This is a genomic window from Streptomyces sp. NPDC001920 (assembly GCF_053594495.1).
In genome coordinates, this window is sequence record NZ_JBSFEP010000007.1 from 89,429 (window position 1) to 106,732 (window position 17,304).

Consider the following 17,304-nt stretch of genomic DNA (forward strand, 5'->3'; position numbering starts at 1 on the left):
GCCCTGCCTGGATAGGGTCGCCGTATGGGCAGTCACAAGGAATCTCTGCCGGTACCCGTGACCCCGCGAGGGCGTGACGGGCTGGACGCCATCCTCGCGAGGCCCGGCGGGACGCTGGTGGCGCTGGACTTCGACGGGACGCTCGCGGCGATCGTGGCGGACCCGGAGCAGGCTCGCGCCCACCCCGACGCCGTTCCCGCGCTCGCCGTACTCGCGCCGAAGGTGGCCGCCGTCGCGGTGATCACCGGCCGTCCGGCCGAGGTGGCCGTGCGGTACGGCGGCTTCGCGGGCGTCCCGGGGCTGGAGCACCTCGTCGTGCTCGGGCACTACGGCGCCGAACGCTGGGACGCCGTCAGCGGTGAGGTCACCGCCCCCGACCCGCACCCCGGCGTCGCGGCCGTCCGCGCCGAACTGCCGCGGATCCTGGAGCGCACCGGCGCGGGCACCGGCACGTGGATCGAGGACAAGGGGCACGCCGTCGCCGTGCACACCCGCCGCGCGGCCGACCCGCAGGGCACCTTCGAGGCCCTGCGTGAACCCCTCCACGACCTCGCCGCGCGAAGCGGCCTCGTCGTCGAGCCGGGGCGGATGGTCCTCGAACTGCGCCCGCCCGGCATGGACAAGGGCAGGGCGCTGAGCGAGTACGTCCGCGAACTGGGCGCCGAGTCCGTCCTGTACGCCGGAGACGACCTCGGCGACCTTCCCGCCTACGCCGCCGTCGACGAACTCCGCGCCGACGGCGTCCCGGGCCTGCTGGTGTGCAGTGGCAGCGAGGAGGTCACCGAGCTGTCCAAGCGGGCGGACATCGTGGTCGACGGCCCGGAGGGCGTCGTACGGCTGCTGCGCCAGATCGCCGATCAGGCGGACTGACCGGCGCCGCCCTCCTCCAGCGCGTGCAGCTGGTCCAGGAACCACTGGGCCGGGGGGAGGGCGGTCGCCGACGCCGCCAGCCGCTTGGAGCGCTCCGCCCGCTCCTCCGGTCCCATGGACAGCGCCTCGTGCAGGGCCCGCGCCGTGCCGACGACGTCGTACGGGTTCACGGCGATCGCGTCCTCGCCCAGCTCCTCGAAGGCACCGGCCTCCCGCGACAGCACCAGCGCGCATCCCTCGTCGGAGACGACCGGCACCTCCTTCGCGACCAGGTTCATGCCGTCCCGGATGGGGTTGACCAGCGCCACGTCCGCCAGCCGGTACGCCGCCAGCGAGCGCGCGAAGTCGTCCTCGACGTGCAGCACCACCGGAGTCCAACCCGGTGTCCCGTACCGGGAGTTGATCTCCTCGGCGAGCCGCTGCACCTCGGCCGTGTAGTCCCGGTACACCGCCAGGTCCTGCCGCGAGGGGTAGGCGAAGGCCACGTGCGCCACCCGCTCGCGCCACTCGGGGTGGTCGTCGAGCAGCTGCCGGTACGCCAGCAGGCCCCGCGCGATGTTCTTGGACAGCTCGGTCCGGTCGACCCGCACGATCGTCCTGCGGGCGCTCCCGTCGGGTGCCGCACCGATCTCGCCCTTCAGCGCCGCCATCCGCTCGACCACGTCGGCCTCACGGGAACGTGCCCGCAGGAAGTCCGCGTCCGCGCCCAGTCCGTGCACCCCGACCCGGGTGCCGCCGAGTCCCCCGGCGAACAGGTCGCAGCACGCCTCGAACGCGTCCGCCCACCGCCGGGTGAGGAAGCCCAGCCGGTCCGCGCCCAGCATGCCGCGCAGCACCTGCCCGGCCACGTCGTCCGGCAGCATCCGGAAGTACTCCGGCGGTGCCCACGGCGTGTGCGAGAAGTGGCCGATCCTGAGGTCCGGGCGCAGTTCGCGGAGCATGCCCGGCACCAGGGTCAGGTGGTAGTCCTGCACGACCACCGCGGCACCCGGCGCCGCCTCCTCGGCCAGCGCCTCGGCGAACGCCCGGTTGTAGGTCTCGTACGACGCCCACCGGCGCCGGAACTCCGCGTCGAAGACCGGTTCCAGGGGCGTCTGGTAGAGCATGTGGTGCACGAACCACAGCACCGAGTTCGCGATGCCGTTGTACGCGTCGGAGTGCACCTCGGCCGGGATGTCGAGCATCCGCACGCCGTCCCGGCCCGCCCCCGCGACCCCGCGCCGGACCGCCTCGCGGTCACCGTCGGAGAGCGCGGAGCACACCCACAGCGCGTCCGCGTCCGAGCCGATCGCGGACAGGCCCGAGACCAGCCCGCCGCCGCCGCGCTTGGCGTTCAGCGAACCGTCCGCGGCCACCGTGTACGAAACCGGGCCGCGGTTCGACGCGACCAGCACTTTTGCAGCACCCTGCGTGGAAGCCATACGCCTCAACCTAGCCCGGCACGGAAACGCTCAAACGTACGGTTCCACTCAGTGGCGGGCCTGTATACGGCCCGTGTGCGACAGCTACGCGACCCGCCGCGCCGCGTACTCGGCGATCTCCACCATGGGCGGCCGCTCCTCGGTGTCCACGGAGTACGTGCGCGGCTCGAACCCGTCCTCGCCGCGCTCGAACTGGGTCAGGCAGGGACGGACGAGATGCCCGCGGGCCAGCCGCAGCTGGGCGGTGCGGTAGATCGCCGCGGACATCCGGCCCAGGGCCTGTCCGTCCTGGTGGCGGTGCTTGCGCACACCCACGTCCACCTGGGCCAGGGCGTCCAGGCCCACCAGGTGCAGGGCGTCGACCAGCATGCCCAGCTCCACGCCGTACCCGACCGGGAACGGCAGCTGTTCCAGCAGCGAGCGGCGGGCCGCGTACTCGCCGCCCAGCGGCTGCACGAAACCGGCCAGCTGCGGCCAGTGCATGTTCAGCAGCGGGCGTGCCATCAGCTCGGTGACCCGGCCGCCCTGTCCGGCCGCGGCGCCCAGGGGGCGGTCGTACATCGCCTTGACCAGGTCGACGCCCGGCTCGGTGAGCAGCGGGCCCACGATGCCGGAGACGAAGTCCGAGGAGAACTCCTTCAGGTCGGCGTCGATGAAACAGATGACATCCCCACGGGTGACGAGCAGGGAGCGCCACAGGACCTCGCCCTTGCCGGGCACGGCCGGCAGGCGCGGCAGGATCTCGTCCCGGTGCACCACGGTCGCGCCGGCCGCCGCGGCCACCTCGGAGGTGCGGTCGGTGGACCCGGAGTCGACGACGACGATCTCGTCGACCAGCGGAATCTGCCGGACCAGGTCGTGTCGGATGATCGCGACGATCTCGCCGACGGTCTCCTCCTCGTTGAGCGCTGGCAGCACGACGGAGACCGACTGGCCCGAACGCTGCTTGGCGGCCAGTACGTGATGCAGCGGGTGGTCGGACACGGACCAGGAGCGGGTGCTCAGCCAGCGCTCGACTTCTTCCAGCACGGTCGGCTGCTCCTCACTGTTGTCTCGCGGTTCGGACGACTATCTCAACTGTCCTGGCCGTCGGTTACAGTCTTGGACAAGGCGGATGACCATCGCATGTCCGAGGTCACCCGTCGCCCACAACCGCATACAGCTCATCCAGAGGGGCAGAGGGAAACGGCCCGATGAAGCCCCGGCAACCCTCCAGTCGGTACTCGTAGGTCACTGGCGACCACTTCGCGAGGCTCCCGGCTAGGGAAGGTGCCAAATCCGTCTCACGGCGAAGTGCGTCGTGAGGAAGATGAGGAGAAAGGGCCTCGCCTCACATGGCTGTGCAGACTGTTGCAAGCACCACGGAATCCACCGTAGACCTCGGTCCCGCCGCGGCGCTGTCCTGCCGCGAGTGCGGTCACCGGGTACCCCTCGGACCGGTCTTCGCGTGCGAGGAGTGTTTCGGCCCGCTGGAGATCGCGTACGACTTCTCGGCCTACGACACCGAGGAGCTCCGCAGGCGGATCGAGGCGGGACCCGCGAACATCTGGCGCTACGCGCCCCTGCTGCCCGTCCCGGCGGACGTGGCGACCAAGCCGAACATCAACCCCGGCTGGACCAAGCTCGTCCAGGCCGACAACCTCGCGGCCGAACTCGGTGTCGAGGCCGGCAAGCTGTTCGTCAAGGACGACTCCGGCAACCCGACGCACTCCTTCAAGGACCGTGTCGTCGCCCAGGCCCTGGAGGCCGCCCGCGCCTTCGGCTTCACCACGCTCTCCTGCTCCTCCACCGGCAACCTGGCCGGTGCTGTCGGCGCCGCCGCCGCGCGCGCCGGCTTCCGCTCCTGTGTGTTCATCCCGCACGACCTGGAGCAGGGCAAGGTCGTCATGGCCGCCGTCTACGGCGGTGACCTCGTCGGCATCGAGGGCAACTACGACGACGTGAACCGGTTCTGCTCCGAGCTGATCGGCGACCCGGCCGGTGAGGGCTGGGGCTTCGTCAACGTCAACCTGCGTCCGTACTACGCCGAGGGCTCCAAGACCCTGGCGTACGAGATCTGCGAGCAGCTCGGCTGGCGGCTGCCCGACCAGATCGTGGTGCCGATCGCGTCCGGCTCGCAGCTCACGAAGATCGACAAGGGTCTTCAGGAGCTGATCAAGCTCGGGCTGGTCGAGGACCGGCCGTACAAGATCTTCGGCGCGCAGGCGGAGGGCTGCTCGCCGGTGTCGGCCGCCTTCAAGGCCGGCCACGACGTGGTCCGCCCCCAGAAGCCGAACACCATCGCCAAGTCCCTCGCGATCGGCAACCCGGCCGACGGTCCGTACGTCCTGGACATCGCGCGCCGCACGGGCGGTGCGGTGGAGGACGTGACCGACGAGCAGGTCGTCGACGCGATCAAGGTGCTCGCCCGGACCGAGGGCATCTTCGCGGAGACCGCAGGCGGGGTGACGGTGGGCGTCACGAAGAAGCTGATCGACAACGGTCTGCTCGACCCCGCCAAGACCACCGTCGTCCTCAACACCGGCGACGGCCTGAAGACCCTCGACGCGGTGGCCGGTACCGGCCTCACCGCCACCATCCGCCCGAACCTGGACTCCTTCCGAGAGGCTGGCCTCGCATGAGCGTGACCGTCCGCATCCCCACCATCCTGCGCACCTACACCGGCGGTCAGGCCGAGGTCGCCGCCGAGGGCGCGAACCTCGGCGAGGTCATCGCCGACCTGGAGAAGAACCACACCGGGATCGCCGCCCGTGTTCTCGACGACCAGGGCAAGCTGCGCCGGTTCGTCAACGTGTACGTCAACGACGACGACGTGCGCTTCGAGCAGGGACTGGAGACGGCCACCCCGGACGGAGCGGGCGTTTCCATCATTCCGGCCGTCGCCGGCGGCTGAGCACGGCTGACCGAATGACCGATCATTACCGTCGGTAACGCCAATTACCGAGGGTTCATCGAATTGCCCCCACCGTGAGAGAAGCGGAGGGGGCAATTCTGTGTGGTTGAGCGAGGTACAGTTGGGGAACGAGCTGCCGATCCCTGAGTCGACAGCCCTGCATTTCTGCCGCATGCCCGACAAGAAGTAGCCAAACTGTGTGGGTTTTATGCGGCTTTTGTCATGTTTGCCGGGTCCGACTTGACCTGAAGTCAGGGGAATTGTCCCCACATTCCCGACCGGCCGTGCCCGGATTTCTCGTCCGATTGACCTGTTGCAGAGGGCAGTTGGGCAGATACATTCAGCCGCGGTCGACGCGTTCCGGCGCACGCCCCCGACCGATGGGGGGTGAGGTCTGACCCGGATCCGCGAAGTGTGGATCTGTGCAAGGGCCAGTAATAGGGGAGTTAGGCATGGCTCAGGGCACCGTCAAGTGGTTCAACGCGGAGAAGGGGTACGGCTTCATCGCGGTCGACGGTGGTGCGGATGTTTTCGTCCACTACAGCGCGATCCAGATGGACGGGTACCGCACCCTGGAGGAAGGTCAGCGGGTCGATTTCGAGATCTCGCAGGGCCAGAAGGGGCCGCAGGCGGACATGGTCCGTCTGGCGACCAGCTGAAGCACGCGTCGACACTGCAGCGACGTTCTTCGAAGGGTCCGCACCTCCCGGGGTGCGGACCCTTCGCCATGCCCGGGGCCCCCTCCGAGCCCGTGTGCGCCGGGCTGAGCGCCCCGCCCGAACACGAGAGCCGCTTGCACTCGACAGGGGCGAGTGCTAATCATTGGCGTTAGCACTCTGAAGGTGAGAGTGACAACGAAGGACCGGGTCGGTGAGGCCCGCAGGCCGGGTGGGGCAAGGAACCACGAGGCAGGCAGGCCGTCCGTCGCGGGCGCGGGCGCGGTCCGAAGGAATCACCCCCAGTCCTGGAGGGACCACTTCACATGGCCAAGATCATCGCGTTCGACGAGGAGGCGCGGCGCGGCCTCGAGCGCGGCATGAACCAGCTCGCGGACGCCGTGAAGGTGACGCTCGGCCCCAAGGGTCGCAACGTCGTCCTCGAGAAGAAGTGGGGCGCCCCCACGATCACCAACGATGGTGTGTCCATCGCCAAGGAGATCGAGCTCGAGGACCCGTACGAGAAGATCGGCGCCGAGCTGGTCAAGGAAGTCGCCAAGAAGACGGACGACGTCGCCGGTGACGGTACGACCACCGCGACCGTTCTCGCCCAGGCCCTGGTCAAGGAAGGCCTGCGCAACGTAGCCGCCGGCGCCAACCCGATGGCCCTCAAGCGCGGTATCGAGAAGGCCGTCGAGGCCGTCTCCGCCGCCCTGCTGGAGCAGGCGAAGGACGTCGAGACCAAGGAGCAGATCGCCTCCACGGCCTCCATCTCCGCCGCCGACACCCAGATCGGCGAGCTCATCGCCGAGGCCATGGACAAGGTCGGCAAGGAAGGCGTCATCACCGTCGAGGAGTCCCAGACCTTCGGTCTGGAGCTGGAGCTCACCGAGGGTATGCGCTTCGACAAGGGCTACATCTCGGCGTACTTCGCCACCGACATGGAGCGTATGGAGGCCGTCCTCGACGACCCGTACATCCTGATCGCCAACTCCAAGATCTCCTCGGTCAAGGACCTGCTCCCGCTGCTGGAGAAGGTCATGCAGTCGGGCAAGCCGCTGCTGATCATCGCCGAGGACGTCGAGGGCGAGGCCCTGTCGACCCTGGTCGTCAACAAGATCCGCGGCACCTTCAAGTCCGTCGCCGTCAAGGCCCCGGGCTTCGGCGACCGCCGCAAGGCCATGCTCGGCGACATCGCCATCCTCACGGGCGGCGAGGTCATCTCCGAGGAGGTCGGCCTCAAGCTGGAGAACGCCACGCTCGACCTGCTGGGCAAGGCCCGCAAGGTCGTCATCACCAAGGACGAGACCACCATCGTCGACGGTGCCGGCTCCTCCGAGCAGGTCAACGGCCGTGTGAACCAGATCCGTGCCGAGATCGAGAACAGCGACTCGGACTACGACCGCGAGAAGCTGCAGGAGCGCCTGGCGAAGCTCGCCGGCGGCGTCGCGGTCATCAAGGCCGGTGCCGCCACCGAGGTGGAGCTCAAGGAGCGCAAGCACCGCATCGAGGACGCCGTGCGCAACGCCAAGGCGGCCGTCGAGGAGGGCATCGTCGCCGGTGGTGGCGTGGCCCTGCTGCAGGCCTCCCAGGTCTTCGAGAAGCTGGAGCTGGAGGGTGACGAGGCGACCGGCGCCAACGCCGTGAAGCTCGCGCTGGAGGCCCCGCTGAAGCAGATCGCCGTCAACGGTGGTCTCGAGGGCGGCGTCGTCGTGGAGAAGGTCCGCAACCTCGCCGTCGGTCACGGCCTGAACGCCGCGACCGGTGAGTACGTCGACATGATCGCCGAGGGCATCATCGACCCGGCGAAGGTGACCCGTTCCGCGCTGCAGAACGCCGCCTCCATCGCCGCGCTGTTCCTCACCACCGAGGCCGTCATCGCCGACAAGCCGGAGAAGGCCGCCGCGCCCGCCGGTGGCGGCATGCCGGGCGGTGACATGGACTTCTGATCCCTCGCGGATCGGGCTCGTCCTACCGAGGGCGGCACTCCCTGGAGACAGGGGGTGCCGCCCTCGGGCGTGTCCGGGGTCACGGCCGGACGGGGTGGGATGAGGAATGCGGCGCCCGTACGATCAGTTGCTTAAGAGGCTGCAACAATGCATGCGCACATACTCACCGGTTTGCAGACACCACCCCGAGGAGACCCGCGTGACCGTCACCGAGACCCCCGCCTCCCGTGCGGCCCAGATCCTGTCCCGGCCTGCCGTGATCAACGGTCTGACCGTGCCGAACCGCATCGTCATGGCCCCGATGACGCGCATGTTCTCGCCGGGCGGTGTTCCCGGCGAGGACGTGGTGTCGTACTACGCCCGCCGCGCCGCCGCCGGCGTCGGTCTGATCGTGACCGAGGGGACGTACGTCGGTCACGACTCGGCCGGGCAGAGCGACCGCGTCCCGCGCTTCCACGGTGAGGAGCAGCTCGCGGGCTGGGCGAAGGTCGCCGAGGCGGTGCACGCGGCGGGCGGCACGATCGTCCCGCAGCTGTGGCACATCGGCATGGTCCGCAAGCAGGGCCAGCCGCCTTTCGCGGACGCCCCCGCCGTCGGCCCCTCCGGTCTGCGCATCGGCGCGACCGAGCCCACGGGCAGGGTGATGACCCGGAGCGATCTGGACGACGTCATCGGTGCCTTCGCGCAGGCCGCCGCGGACGCCGAGCGCATCGGCTTCGACGGTGTCGAGCTCCACGGCGCCCACGGCTACCTGCTCGACCAGTTCCTGTGGGCGGGCACCAACCGCCGCACGGACCCGTACGGCGGCGACCCGGTGGCCCGTACGAAGTTCGCGGCGGAGATCGTGGCCGCCGTGCGGGAGAAGGTCTCCGCCTCCTTCCCCGTCATCTTCCGCTACTCGCAGTGGAAGCAGGAGGCCTACGACGCCCGTCTCGCCGAGACCCCCGAGGAACTGGAGGCCATCCTCACCCCGCTGGCCGCGGCCGGTGTCGACGCCTTCCACGCCTCCACCCGCCGCTACTGGATCCCGGAGTTCGACGGCTCCGACCTCAACCTGGCCGGCTGGACGAAGAAGCTGACCGGCAGGCCCGTCATCACGGTCGGCTCGGTCGGCCTGGACGGTGACTTCATCCACGCCTTCGTGGGCGAGGGATCCGCGGTCAAGGGCATCGACGACCTGCTGGACCGTCTGGAGCGCGAGGAGTTCGACCTGGTGGCCGTCGGCCGTGCCCTGCTCCAGGACCCCGAGTGGGCGGCGAAGGTCCTCGGCGGCCGCCTCGACGAGCTGAAGGCGTACGACGCGGCGGCGCTCAAGACGCTGAGCTGACCCCCGACACCCTGCCGTCGTCCGGGAGATGAGGGTTCGCCGGCAGGGAGGCCGGTCGCTCCGGGGCCGACGGCCGGGGCCCGAGGCGTCGGCGGGCGCGGCGGCGAAGTCCTGGCCGGAAGGCCGCCTACAGGTTGCCCATCGGCTCGATGTCGACCCGCATCGGGGTCCCCCACACCCGCAGCACCTCGTAGTCCGTGAACTCGTGCACGAGCCGGTACGCCATCGCGGGACGCGGTCCCCGGCGCTGGGCGGCGAGATAGAGCTCGGCCTCCCGGCGGTCCCGGCGCGGGGTACCGCACAGCTGCCACTCCTGCCCGTTCCACAGCTCCGGCAGCCAGCGCTGCTGGGGCTGGGGGCGGTCACCCCGGACGCCGTAGCGGGAGGGGACGGGGTGCTCGGACGTGCGGGGTACGGCGGGGGCGGGGCCGTTGAACTCGGAGCGGCGGGCGGCTCGGCGCCGGGTCTCGCACAGCAGGCACAGGTCGGGGGCGGCGGGGTCGACCGGTCCGGTGGGGTGTTCCGGGCAGCGCGTGCTGGGGGCGGCGCCGGCGACGCTCTCGTCGAGCAGGTCGAGGGCACGGCGCAGGTCCGCCCTCACCTCGTGCAGCCTGGCGTCCGGGGTGGTGGCGGTGAGGGCCTCGCCGTGCTCGCCGAGGAGGCGGAGGGCGCGGCCCAGGGCGGTCAGCTGGGCGTGGTTCATGGGTGCCAGTCTGTGCCAGTCCCCGGGCCGTCCGCCAATGGTCAGCCCATGCTCTTCGCGCCGTCCAGGGACTCCCGGATGATGTCGGCGTGCCCGGCGTGCTGGGCCGTCTCGGCGATGATGTGGAGCAGCACCCTGCGGGCCGACCAGTGGGCACCGGGCTCGTACCAGGGGGCCTTGGGCAGGGGGTGGGAGGCGTCCAGGTCGGGCAGGGTGGCCACCAACTCGTCGGTGCGGCGCGCCACCTTGTCGTACGCGGCCAGCACGCCTGCCAGCGTCTCGCCGGGCAGCATCCGGAACTCGTCGGCCCGCCGGGCCCAGTCCTCCTCGGTCATGGCGTCGAAGTCGGCCTTCGGCGACGGGCCGTGCTCGATGAAGTCCACCCAGTTCTGCTCCATCGCCGTGACGTGCTTGATGAGACCGCCCACGCACAGCTCGCTGACCGTGGTCCGCTGCCCGGCCTGCTCGTCGGTGAGATCACGGGCGGTCAGGCGCAGGAACTCGCGGTGCTTGGCCAGGGACTCCAGCAGGTCGGCGCGCTCGCCGGTGACGGGGGCGGTGGCGGGGGTGGTCTCGCTCATGGCGTTGGCCTCCAAGGACGTGTGTTCCAGCGGTCGTGGACCACGTTAGGAGCCATTGAGGTCAGATCCTGTCCTCTGTGCGCCGGTCCGGCGTGGAACTTTCGTCCAAGACAGGGCCGCCGGATTCGGTGACGCTGGTGTCATGCGCAGTCAGGAACTGGGGTCCGCCCCCGTGCATCGCGGCACCGACCACGGCTGGGAGGTCGCCCTGCCCGCCGGTACGTCCCTCGACGGCGTCCGGATGGCCGGGTTCCGCGACCGCGCGGCGGGAGGGCTGGACATGATGGTGCTGCCCCAGCCCGTCGTGGTCCTCGTCGTCGGGCTCGGGGACGGCCCGGTCACGGTCGAGGGTCCCGACGGACCGCGGTCTCCGGGGAGCTTCGTCGCCTCCTTGTCGCCCGGCCCCGCCCGCGTCCGCGGCGAGGGGATCGAGTGCGTCGAGGTCTGTCTGTCGCCCGGGGCCGCGTATGCGCTGCTGGGTGTCCCCCCAGGTGAGCTCGACGGGTCGGTGACCGGCCTGGAGGACCTGTGGGGGCGGCACGAGCGACGCCTTCGCGAGCGTATGACCGAAGCCGTGACGTGGCCGGAACGCCTCGCGCTCATGGACGACTTCCTCACGCGGCGGGCCACCCGTGCCCCGGCGATGGCACCCGAGGTCGCCGCCGCCTGGGACACCATCGTGGCCCGCCGGGGACACGTGCGGGTCGAGGACCTCGCCGCGTCGATCGGGTGGAGCCGCAAGCGGCTGTGGTCCCGGTTCAGCGCGCAGATCGGCCTCACCCCCAAGCGGGCCGCCATGCTGGTCCGCTTCGACCGCGCCGCCAGGGCACTGTGCGCGGGCGCGAGCATCAGCGACACCGCCATGAACTGCGGCTACGCCGACCAGTCCCACCTTCACCGCGATGTGCTCGCCCTCGCCGGATGCACGCCGGGCGCCCTGGCCGGGACCGTCACGTCCGCCGGCTAGCGGCGTCTCTGTCCACCACACGGATCTTTCTCACACGGATCTCGACCGCACGGATCTCCACCACACCCACTCCTGGAAGGAACACCTCTGTGCCCGACACCGACGTCCGAGCAGCGGCTGACATGGCCGACCGCGACCTGATCGTCCGCCTCGCCTTCGGAAGCATGGCCGCCCAGACCCTGCGCGCGGCCGTCCGCTTGAAGGTCCCGGAGCTGGTCGGCGACAAGCCGCGCCCTGCCACCGAGGTGGCCGTCGCCGCCGGAGCCGAGGTCCAGCCCATGACCCGCCTGCTGCGCGCCCTGACCGGCCTCGGCCTGCTGCGGGAACACACCCCGGACACCTTCTCGGTGACCCCCGCGGGCGGCCTCCTCGACCCGGCCCACCCCGAGTCCCTGACGTCGTTCGTGCGGATGTTCACCGAGCCCGCCATCATCCGCGCGTGGGAGCACCTGGACCGCAGCGTCCGCACCGGCGACATCGCCTTCGACGCGGTCTTCGGTACCGACTTCTTCAGTCACCTCTCCCAACACCCGGAACTGTCGGCCCAGTTCAACGCCGCGATGAGCCAGGCCGTCGCGGAGACCGCCGCGGTGCTGCCGTACGCCTTCGACTTCGGCCGGTACACCTCGGTCACGGACGTCGGCGGCGGCGACGGCACCCTCCTGGCCGCCGTCCTCGCCGCGCACCCCGGGCTCACCGGCGTCGTCCTCGACACGACGGACGGTCTCGCCCAGGCGCCGAAGACCCTTGAACGGCACGGGCTTCAGCAGCGGTGCTCCCTGGTCGCCGGGGACTTCTTCCGTGCCGTCCCGGCCGGTTCGCAGCTCTACCTGATGAAGAGCATCCTGCACGACTGGTCCGACGACCAGGCGGTGACGATCCTCCGCCACTGCCGCGAGGTGCTGCCGCCCGGCGGGCGGGTGCTGATCGTGGAGCCGGTGCTGCCGGAAACCGTCACGGACGACGAGGTCACCTACCTGAGCGACCTCAACATGCTGGTCAACGTGGGTGGCCGGGAGCGCACCCGCGAGGACTTCGAGGACGTGTGCGGGCGCGCGGGGCTGTCCGTGACGTCGGTGACGCCGCTGGTGGACGCGGCGCCCTTCTGGCTCATCGAGGCCGCTTGAGGTCTTCGACGAAGGCGGGTACGCCGAGGGCCACTTCACGGCGGTCACGGCCGCGGCCGTGACCCTGGCCGTGGCACGTCGCCTAAGCCGGGGCGGCGGGACCGGCACGGGTCCGTCGGTCAGACGGACTCGGCGGCGCGGGTGAGGCGGTCGTACTGCTCCCGGGTCAGGTGGACGGCGGCCGCGCCGAGGTTCTCCTCCAGATGCGCGATGCTCGTGGTGCCCGGGATGGGCAGGATCACCGGCGAGTGGGCCAGCAGCCAGGCCAGGACGACCTGTGTCGCGGTGGCGCCGACCTCCTTCGCCACCGCGGCGATCTCCGACCGGGTCCCCGTCGTCCCGGCCGCGACGGGCCGCCAGGGCAGGAAGGCGATGCCCGCCGCCTCGCAGGCCGCGAGTACGGGTTCGTGCTCGCGGTCGAGGAGGTTGTAGCGGTTCTGGACGCTCGCGATGTCCACGATGCCGCGAGCCTCGGCCAGTTCGGCGACCGTCACCTCGGACAGGCCGATGTGGCCCACCTTGCCCTCGTCACGCAGGTCGCGGAGGGCGCCGAGCTGGTCGGGGAGCGGGACGCCCGGGTCGAGGCGGTGGAGCTGAAGCAGTTCGATGCGGTCCAGGCGGAGGCGGCGCAGCGCTTCGTCGACCTGGGCGCGCAGGTCGCCGGGCTCGCCCGCGTGCCGCCAGCCCTCGCCGGAGGCGGTACGCCGGATGCCCACCTTCGTGGCGATCACGAGCCCTTGCGGGTAAGGGTGCAGGGCTTCGGCGAGGAGATCCTCGTTGGCACCCCAGCCGTACATGTGCGCCGTGTCCACCAGCGTGACGCCGAGGCCGACCGCGCGCCGTACGACCGCGAGACAGCCCGCGCGCGCCTCGGCCGTCCCGGGCCGCAGGTGCATGGCCCCGTATCCCAGTCGCCGTACTTCCAGTTCGCCGCCCAAGGGGAAGGTCGTCGGTTCCGTCATGGGGGCACGCTAGCAAGGGAGTTGGGGGATCGGCGGTGCTCATTCTCCTCGCCGGCGGCTGCGGCGCAGGATGAGGACCGAGGCGGCGAGCGTCGCGAGCAGCAGGTCAGGATCCGCCCGCCCGCACGGCCTCCCGCAGATGACCGTTCGCCGCGGCCAGCAGCTCCGTCGCGGTGGTGGCGTCCACGTCTGTCAGCAGGATCAGGATCGCCGTCTTCACCTCGCCGTCCGCCTCCGTGAGGGCCCGTTCGACCTCGGTGTCGTTCGCGCCCGTGGCCAGGGCGACGATGCGGCGGGAGCGGGCGCGGAGCTTGTCGTTGGAGGCGCGGACGTCGACCATCAGGTTTCCGTAGGTCTTGCCCAGGCGGATCATCGTGATCGTCGAGAGCATGTTGAGGACCAGCTTCTGGGCGGTCCCGGCCTTCAGGCGGGTCGAGCCGGTCAGCAGCTCCGGGCCCACCACGATCTCCAGGCCGTGCTCGGCGGCGGCAGCGAGGGCGCTGCCCGGGTTGCAGGCCAGGCCGATCGTCAACGCGCCCCGCGCGCGGGCGTGTTCGACCGCGCCGATCGCGTACGGGGTGCGTCCGGAGGCGGAGATGCCGACCACCGTGTCGGCGGGGGTGAGCGCGAGGGCGTCCAGGTCGGCGCGAGCCAGGTCCGCGGAGTCCTCGGCGCCCTCGACGGAGGTGACCATCGCTTCCGGGCCGCCCGCGATGAGGCCGACGACCTGGGAGGGGGCGGTGTTGAAGGTGGGCGGGCACTCGGAGGCGTCGAGCACGCCCAGGCGGCCCGCCGTGCCCGCGCCCGCGTAGACGAGTCGGCCGCCCCGGGCCATCCGCTCGGCCACGGCGTCGATGGCGGCGGCGATCTCCGGGAGGCGCGCGGCGACGGCCGCCGGTACGGCGGAGTCCTCGCCGTTCATGAGCCGGGCGATGTCGAGGGTCGCGAGCCGGTCGATCCCGGCGAGTTCGGGGCGGAACGCCTCGGTGGTCAGGGAGTCCAGCTCGGCGCGAAGGGCGCGGGGGTCGGATGTGGAGGTCATGAGGGAGGCGGCTCTTTCCACTGTGCGGTGTGCTGTCCGGCCCGGGGGCCGTCAGACCTGCGGTCTACCGACGATGCCGGTGTGCCAGCGCCTCGTAGGACGCCGCCAGCGCCGGCGCCGCCGTCTCGTAGGTCCGCTGGGCAACACCGACGAACAGGCAGTCCACCACGAGCAGCTGGCTGGTCCGCGACGACATCGCCGCCGGACGCAGCTCGCTCTCCCGTGCCGTGGACGTCGTGAGGATGTGATCGGCGTACTGGGTGACCGGCCCGTCCGGGCGCCCGGTGATGGCGACCGTGGTGGCCCCGTGCTCGAACGCCACCCGCAGCGGCTCGATGACGTCCCCGGTGGAGCCGGAGTGGGTGATGGCGATCGCCACGTCACCCGCGCGCAGCTGCACGGCGTTCGTCACGGCGAGGTGCGGATCGCTGTGCGCGTGGGCTATGAGCCCTATCCGCAGCAGCTTCTGCGTGAGGTCCTGGGCGACGAGTCCCGAGGCGCCCACACCGTAGACGTCTATACGGCGGGCCGCGGCGGCGGCCGAGACGGCTGCCCCGAGCTGGGCGGTGTCGAGTCCGGCGGCGGTGTCCGCGAGGGTCTGCTGCTCGTCGTGGGCGAGCTTGGCCACCACGTCGGCGATGGGGTCGTCCACCGCGATGTCCGTCGTTATGGCGGGAGCCCGACCCGACTGCTGCTGGGCGGCGAGACCGGCGAGGGCGAGGCGCAGGTCGCGGTAGCCGGGGTAGCCGAGGAGGCGGGCCGTGCGCACCACGGTGGCCTCGCTGGTGCCGGTGAGTTCGGCGAGACCGGTGACCGTGAGGGCCGCGCAGCCCGCCGGGTCGCCGGCGACCGCTTCGGCGACGCGCTGCATGGAGCGGGTCATCGACGGGGCGAGCGTGCGCACCTTGGCCGCGAGGGCCGCGGGTGCGGGGGGAGCACCGCCGAAAGTTTCCTTCACTTCACGGGTCACATCTGAAAGGTATTTTCATCGCCGTCCCGTGGTCAAGGGTGCGCACAATAGGGGCATGGAATCCATCGGTCCGCTGGAGCAGGCTTTGCACACGGCCCGCGCCCTCGTACTCGCCGACCTGGTCGCGGGTGAGGTCGCCGAGGCGGACGTCGTGTCGCTGGTCGAGGAGTCGGTCGTGCAGCGGCGCTGGTGGGTGGAGCAGTGGCCGGAAGGCGTGGCGTACGTGGCCGGACTGGTCGCCCAGGACGTGCAGGACGCCCTGCTGGACCGGCACGGCCGCTGGCCGCTGTGCCCGGTGTGCGGCACCGGCGACCCGCACGCGCTGGACGTCGAGCCGGAACTGGGCCCCGATCCGCACTGGGTGTGCCACGAGGCGGGGGTGAAGGTCGCCCCCGTGGGCTCGCTCGGGTCGTGCGGCGCGGGCGGGACGCCGTCCTCGTGAACGGACGGAGCGGGGGCGGGGCAGGGCCGGGCCGGGGGACGGGTGAGGGGTACATGACGCAGTGACGATCTACATCGACCCCCCGACCTGGCCCGGGCACGGGCGTATGTGGTCACACCTGGTCAGCGACGTGTCGTACGACGAACTGCACGCGTTCGCCGAACGGTTGGGGGTCCCGGCACGGGCCTTCGAGCGGGATCACTACGACATTCCCTCGCACCGGTACGCCGACGCGGTCCGCGCGGGCGCCGTGGAGGTCGGCAGCCGCGAGGTGGTGAGGCTGTTGCAGGCGTCGGGGTTGCGCAGGCCGAAGGGACGGGCGGAGGGCCGGGTCCGCCGTCCCGGCCCTCCGGGCCGCGATGCCTCCGGCCGGCACACGACCTAGGCGAACTGGCCGGGCTTGTAGTCGCCCGCGGGCTGCTGGATCATCACGTTCATCCGGTTGAAGGCGTTGATGAGGCCGATCAGGAACACCAGGGCGGCGAGCTGCTCCTCGTCGTAGTGCTTGGCGGCGTTCTCCCAGACCTCGTCCGGGACCCCGCCGGCCCCGTCCGCGATACGGGTGCCTTCCTCCGCCAGTTCGAGGGCGGCGCGCTCGGCATCGGTGAAGCAGGTGGCCTCCCGCCACGCCGCGACCAGGTTGAGCCGCAGCCAGTCCTCGCCCGCCGCCACGGCGTCCTTGCTGTGCATGTCGGTGCAGAAGCCGCAGCCGTTGATCTGGCTGGCGCGCAGGGTCACCAGGTTCTGCGTGGTGACCGGCAGCGGCGAGTCGTGCACCACCTTGCTCGCCGAGACGATGTGCTTGATGACCTTGCCGGCGGTCGGGATCTCGAAGACGTTGAGACGGGCGCCCATGGTGAACTCCTTGGCCGTTGTCGTGGGTTACACACTTACGACGGGACGGCTCCACGAGATGTGACACGGACGGATGTGACGTGGGCCACTCACGTGCGGTGTTCGGTGCGGCGCGTGGCGTACCAGGCATCCCCGGCCGGGCGGGGCGGGTCCGCCAGGTTCCAGCTCCACGAGAGCGTCGGCGTGATGCGCAGGTAGTGACCGGGGCCCACCATGCCGTCCCGCTCCACGGGGCCGTCCGCGACGCCGTACACCCGGATGCCGCGGGCGACGAACGGCTCGACGGAGACCAGGTCGTCCACGACGAAGGCCACCTTGCGGCGGCCCTGCGCGACGTTGCGGAACTTGCGGGTGCCGAGGACGTCAGGGCCGGGACCGCCCACCCAGAAACGGGTGCCGTCGAAGTCGAGGGCCACCGGCACCACATCGGGCTGCTCGCCCGCGCACAGGCTGGCGAAGCGGGCGAGCGGGTTCGCGCGCAGGTAGGCGAGCTCCTCGTCGGTGAACGACACGGCGGTTCCCTCCGGCGATGCGGGTCG

19 protein-coding genes and 1 riboswitch are annotated in these 17,304 nt (G+C 71.1%); of the genes, 10 read left to right on the forward strand and 9 right to left on the reverse strand.

The window, feature by feature from the left end:
• Positions 1-24 precede the first annotated feature (24 nt).
• A complete protein-coding gene (gene otsB / locus ACWCPI_RS13765) occupies positions 25-870 on the forward strand; it encodes a trehalose-phosphatase (RefSeq protein ID WP_451038303.1) in 846 nt (281 codons plus the stop codon).
• On the opposite strand, the gene ACWCPI_RS13770 is transcribed toward otsB, so the two are convergent.
• Together ACWCPI_RS13770 and ACWCPI_RS13775 are read right to left on the reverse strand one after the other, a co-directional pair.
• Positions 858-2,291 (reverse strand): alpha,alpha-trehalose-phosphate synthase (UDP-forming), encoded by a 1,434-nt coding sequence (locus ACWCPI_RS13770; protein ID WP_451038304.1) that lies wholly within the window; start codon positions 2,289-2,291, stop codon positions 858-860. The genes otsB and ACWCPI_RS13770 overlap by 13 nt on opposite strands.
• A gap of 84 nt (positions 2,292-2,375) precedes the next feature.
• Positions 2,376-3,320, reverse strand: coding sequence for a glucosyl-3-phosphoglycerate synthase (locus ACWCPI_RS13775; RefSeq protein WP_451038305.1), 945 nt, complete (start codon positions 3,318-3,320; stop codon positions 2,376-2,378).
• Positions 3,321-3,451: 131 nt separating this feature from the next.
• Positions 3,452-3,607, forward strand: a riboswitch (SAM riboswitch).
• A gap of 18 nt (positions 3,608-3,625) precedes the next feature.
• Between ACWCPI_RS13775 and thrC the strand changes: the two genes are divergently transcribed.
• From thrC to ACWCPI_RS13800, 5 genes are all read left to right on the forward strand, one after another.
• Positions 3,626-4,912 (forward strand): threonine synthase, encoded by a 1,287-nt coding sequence (thrC, locus tag ACWCPI_RS13780; protein ID WP_451038306.1) that lies wholly within the window; start codon positions 3,626-3,628, stop codon positions 4,910-4,912.
• Positions 4,909-5,184, forward strand: coding sequence for a MoaD/ThiS family protein (locus tag ACWCPI_RS13785; RefSeq protein WP_003991133.1), 276 nt, complete (start codon positions 4,909-4,911; stop codon positions 5,182-5,184). The genes thrC and ACWCPI_RS13785 overlap by 4 nt, the downstream gene beginning before the upstream one ends.
• 452 nt (positions 5,185-5,636) lie before the next feature.
• Positions 5,637-5,843: a cold-shock protein gene (locus ACWCPI_RS13790; RefSeq protein ID WP_019057200.1), complete on the forward strand. Its 207-nt coding sequence runs from the start codon at positions 5,637-5,639 to the stop codon at positions 5,841-5,843.
• 323 nt (positions 5,844-6,166) lie between these two features.
• Positions 6,167-7,789: a chaperonin GroEL gene (groL, locus tag ACWCPI_RS13795; protein ID WP_388807435.1), complete on the forward strand. Its 1,623-nt coding sequence runs from the start codon at positions 6,167-6,169 to the stop codon at positions 7,787-7,789.
• 199 nt (positions 7,790-7,988) lie between these two features.
• Positions 7,989-9,116, forward strand: coding sequence for an NADH:flavin oxidoreductase (locus ACWCPI_RS13800; protein ID WP_451038307.1), 1,128 nt, complete (start codon positions 7,989-7,991; stop codon positions 9,114-9,116).
• A gap of 127 nt (positions 9,117-9,243) precedes the next feature.
• Here the strand turns inward: ACWCPI_RS13800 and ACWCPI_RS13805 are convergent, their stop codons facing one another.
• Both ACWCPI_RS13805 and ACWCPI_RS13810 read right to left on the reverse strand, forming a co-directional pair.
• Positions 9,244-9,819 carry a hypothetical protein gene (locus ACWCPI_RS13805; protein WP_451038308.1) on the reverse strand — a complete coding sequence of 192 codons (576 nt, stop codon included), beginning with the start codon at positions 9,817-9,819 and terminating at the stop codon, positions 9,244-9,246.
• A 41-nt stretch (positions 9,820-9,860) separates the two neighbouring features.
• Entirely contained in the window at positions 9,861-10,400 is a 540-nt protein-coding gene (locus tag ACWCPI_RS13810) for a DinB family protein (protein ID WP_451038309.1), read from the reverse strand.
• A 142-nt stretch (positions 10,401-10,542) separates the two neighbouring features.
• Between ACWCPI_RS13810 and ACWCPI_RS13815 the strand changes: the two genes are divergently transcribed.
• Together ACWCPI_RS13815 and ACWCPI_RS13820 are read left to right on the forward strand one after the other, a co-directional pair.
• Positions 10,543-11,367 carry a helix-turn-helix domain-containing protein gene (locus tag ACWCPI_RS13815; protein WP_451038310.1) on the forward strand — a complete coding sequence of 275 codons (825 nt, stop codon included), beginning with the start codon at positions 10,543-10,545 and terminating at the stop codon, positions 11,365-11,367.
• 122 nt (positions 11,368-11,489) lie between these two features.
• Positions 11,490-12,494: a methyltransferase gene (locus ACWCPI_RS13820; protein ID WP_451038524.1), complete on the forward strand. Its 1,005-nt coding sequence runs from the start codon at positions 11,490-11,492 to the stop codon at positions 12,492-12,494.
• 119 nt (positions 12,495-12,613) lie between these two features.
• Here the strand turns inward: ACWCPI_RS13820 and ACWCPI_RS13825 are convergent, their stop codons facing one another.
• The 3 genes from ACWCPI_RS13825 to ACWCPI_RS13835 form a co-directional block, all read right to left on the reverse strand.
• Complete coding sequence (locus tag ACWCPI_RS13825) at positions 12,614-13,456, reverse strand: aldo/keto reductase (RefSeq protein ID WP_451038311.1); 843 nt, start codon at positions 13,454-13,456, stop codon at positions 12,614-12,616.
• 106 nt (positions 13,457-13,562) lie between these two features.
• Positions 13,563-14,498 carry an N-acetylmuramic acid 6-phosphate etherase gene (gene murQ / locus ACWCPI_RS13830; RefSeq protein ID WP_451038312.1) on the reverse strand — a complete coding sequence of 312 codons (936 nt, stop codon included), beginning with the start codon at positions 14,496-14,498 and terminating at the stop codon, positions 13,563-13,565.
• Between the two features lie 64 nt (positions 14,499-14,562).
• Positions 14,563-15,468, reverse strand: a complete 906-nt coding sequence (locus ACWCPI_RS13835) for a MurR/RpiR family transcriptional regulator (protein WP_388807449.1) — start codon at positions 15,466-15,468, stop codon at positions 14,563-14,565.
• Positions 15,469-15,523: 55 nt separating this feature from the next.
• On the opposite strand from ACWCPI_RS13835, the gene ACWCPI_RS13840 reads away from it, so the two are divergent.
• On the forward strand, positions 15,524-15,910 hold the full coding sequence (locus tag ACWCPI_RS13840; protein WP_451038313.1) for a hypothetical protein: 387 nt from the start codon (positions 15,524-15,526) through the stop codon (positions 15,908-15,910).
• A 61-nt stretch (positions 15,911-15,971) separates the two neighbouring features.
• Positions 15,972-16,295, forward strand: a complete 324-nt coding sequence (locus ACWCPI_RS13845) for a DUF4031 domain-containing protein (RefSeq protein WP_451038314.1) — start codon at positions 15,972-15,974, stop codon at positions 16,293-16,295.
• On the opposite strand, the gene ACWCPI_RS13850 is transcribed toward ACWCPI_RS13845, so the two are convergent.
• Together ACWCPI_RS13850 and ACWCPI_RS13855 are read right to left on the reverse strand one after the other, a co-directional pair.
• Positions 16,292-16,765, reverse strand: coding sequence for a carboxymuconolactone decarboxylase family protein (locus ACWCPI_RS13850; RefSeq protein WP_451038315.1), 474 nt, complete (start codon positions 16,763-16,765; stop codon positions 16,292-16,294). The genes ACWCPI_RS13845 and ACWCPI_RS13850 overlap by 4 nt on opposite strands.
• Positions 16,766-16,854: 89 nt before the next feature.
• Positions 16,855-17,277 carry a PPOX class F420-dependent oxidoreductase gene (locus ACWCPI_RS13855; protein WP_451038316.1) on the reverse strand — a complete coding sequence of 141 codons (423 nt, stop codon included), beginning with the start codon at positions 17,275-17,277 and terminating at the stop codon, positions 16,855-16,857.
• Between the last annotated feature and the right edge of the window lie 27 nt (positions 17,278-17,304).

Coding starts and splice junctions, on each gene's coding strand:
- otsB (WP_451038303.1), top strand. CDS start 25: ATGGGCAGTCACAAGGAATCTCTGCCGGTACCCGTGACCCCGCGAGGG.
- ACWCPI_RS13770 (WP_451038304.1), bottom strand. CDS start 2,291: ATGGCTTCCACGCAGGGTGCTGCAAAAGTGCTGGTCGCGTCGAACCGC.
- thrC (WP_451038306.1), top strand. CDS start 3,626: ATGGCTGTGCAGACTGTTGCAAGCACCACGGAATCCACCGTAGACCTC.
- ACWCPI_RS13785 (WP_003991133.1), top strand. CDS start 4,909: ATGAGCGTGACCGTCCGCATCCCCACCATCCTGCGCACCTACACCGGC.
- ACWCPI_RS13790 (WP_019057200.1), top strand. CDS start 5,637: ATGGCTCAGGGCACCGTCAAGTGGTTCAACGCGGAGAAGGGGTACGGC.
- groL (WP_388807435.1), top strand. CDS start 6,167: ATGGCCAAGATCATCGCGTTCGACGAGGAGGCGCGGCGCGGCCTCGAG.
- ACWCPI_RS13805 (WP_451038308.1), bottom strand. CDS start 9,819: ATGAACCACGCCCAGCTGACCGCCCTGGGCCGCGCCCTCCGCCTCCTC.
- ACWCPI_RS13810 (WP_451038309.1), bottom strand. CDS start 10,400: ATGAGCGAGACCACCCCCGCCACCGCCCCCGTCACCGGCGAGCGCGCC.
- ACWCPI_RS13815 (WP_451038310.1), top strand. CDS start 10,543: ATGCGCAGTCAGGAACTGGGGTCCGCCCCCGTGCATCGCGGCACCGAC.
- ACWCPI_RS13820 (WP_451038524.1), top strand. CDS start 11,490: ATGGCCGACCGCGACCTGATCGTCCGCCTCGCCTTCGGAAGCATGGCC.
- ACWCPI_RS13825 (WP_451038311.1), bottom strand. CDS start 13,456: ATGACGGAACCGACGACCTTCCCCTTGGGCGGCGAACTGGAAGTACGG.
- murQ (WP_451038312.1), bottom strand. CDS start 14,498: ATGACCTCCACATCCGACCCCCGCGCCCTTCGCGCCGAGCTGGACTCC.
- ACWCPI_RS13840 (WP_451038313.1), top strand. CDS start 15,524: ATGGAATCCATCGGTCCGCTGGAGCAGGCTTTGCACACGGCCCGCGCC.
- ACWCPI_RS13850 (WP_451038315.1), bottom strand. CDS start 16,765: ATGGGCGCCCGTCTCAACGTCTTCGAGATCCCGACCGCCGGCAAGGTC.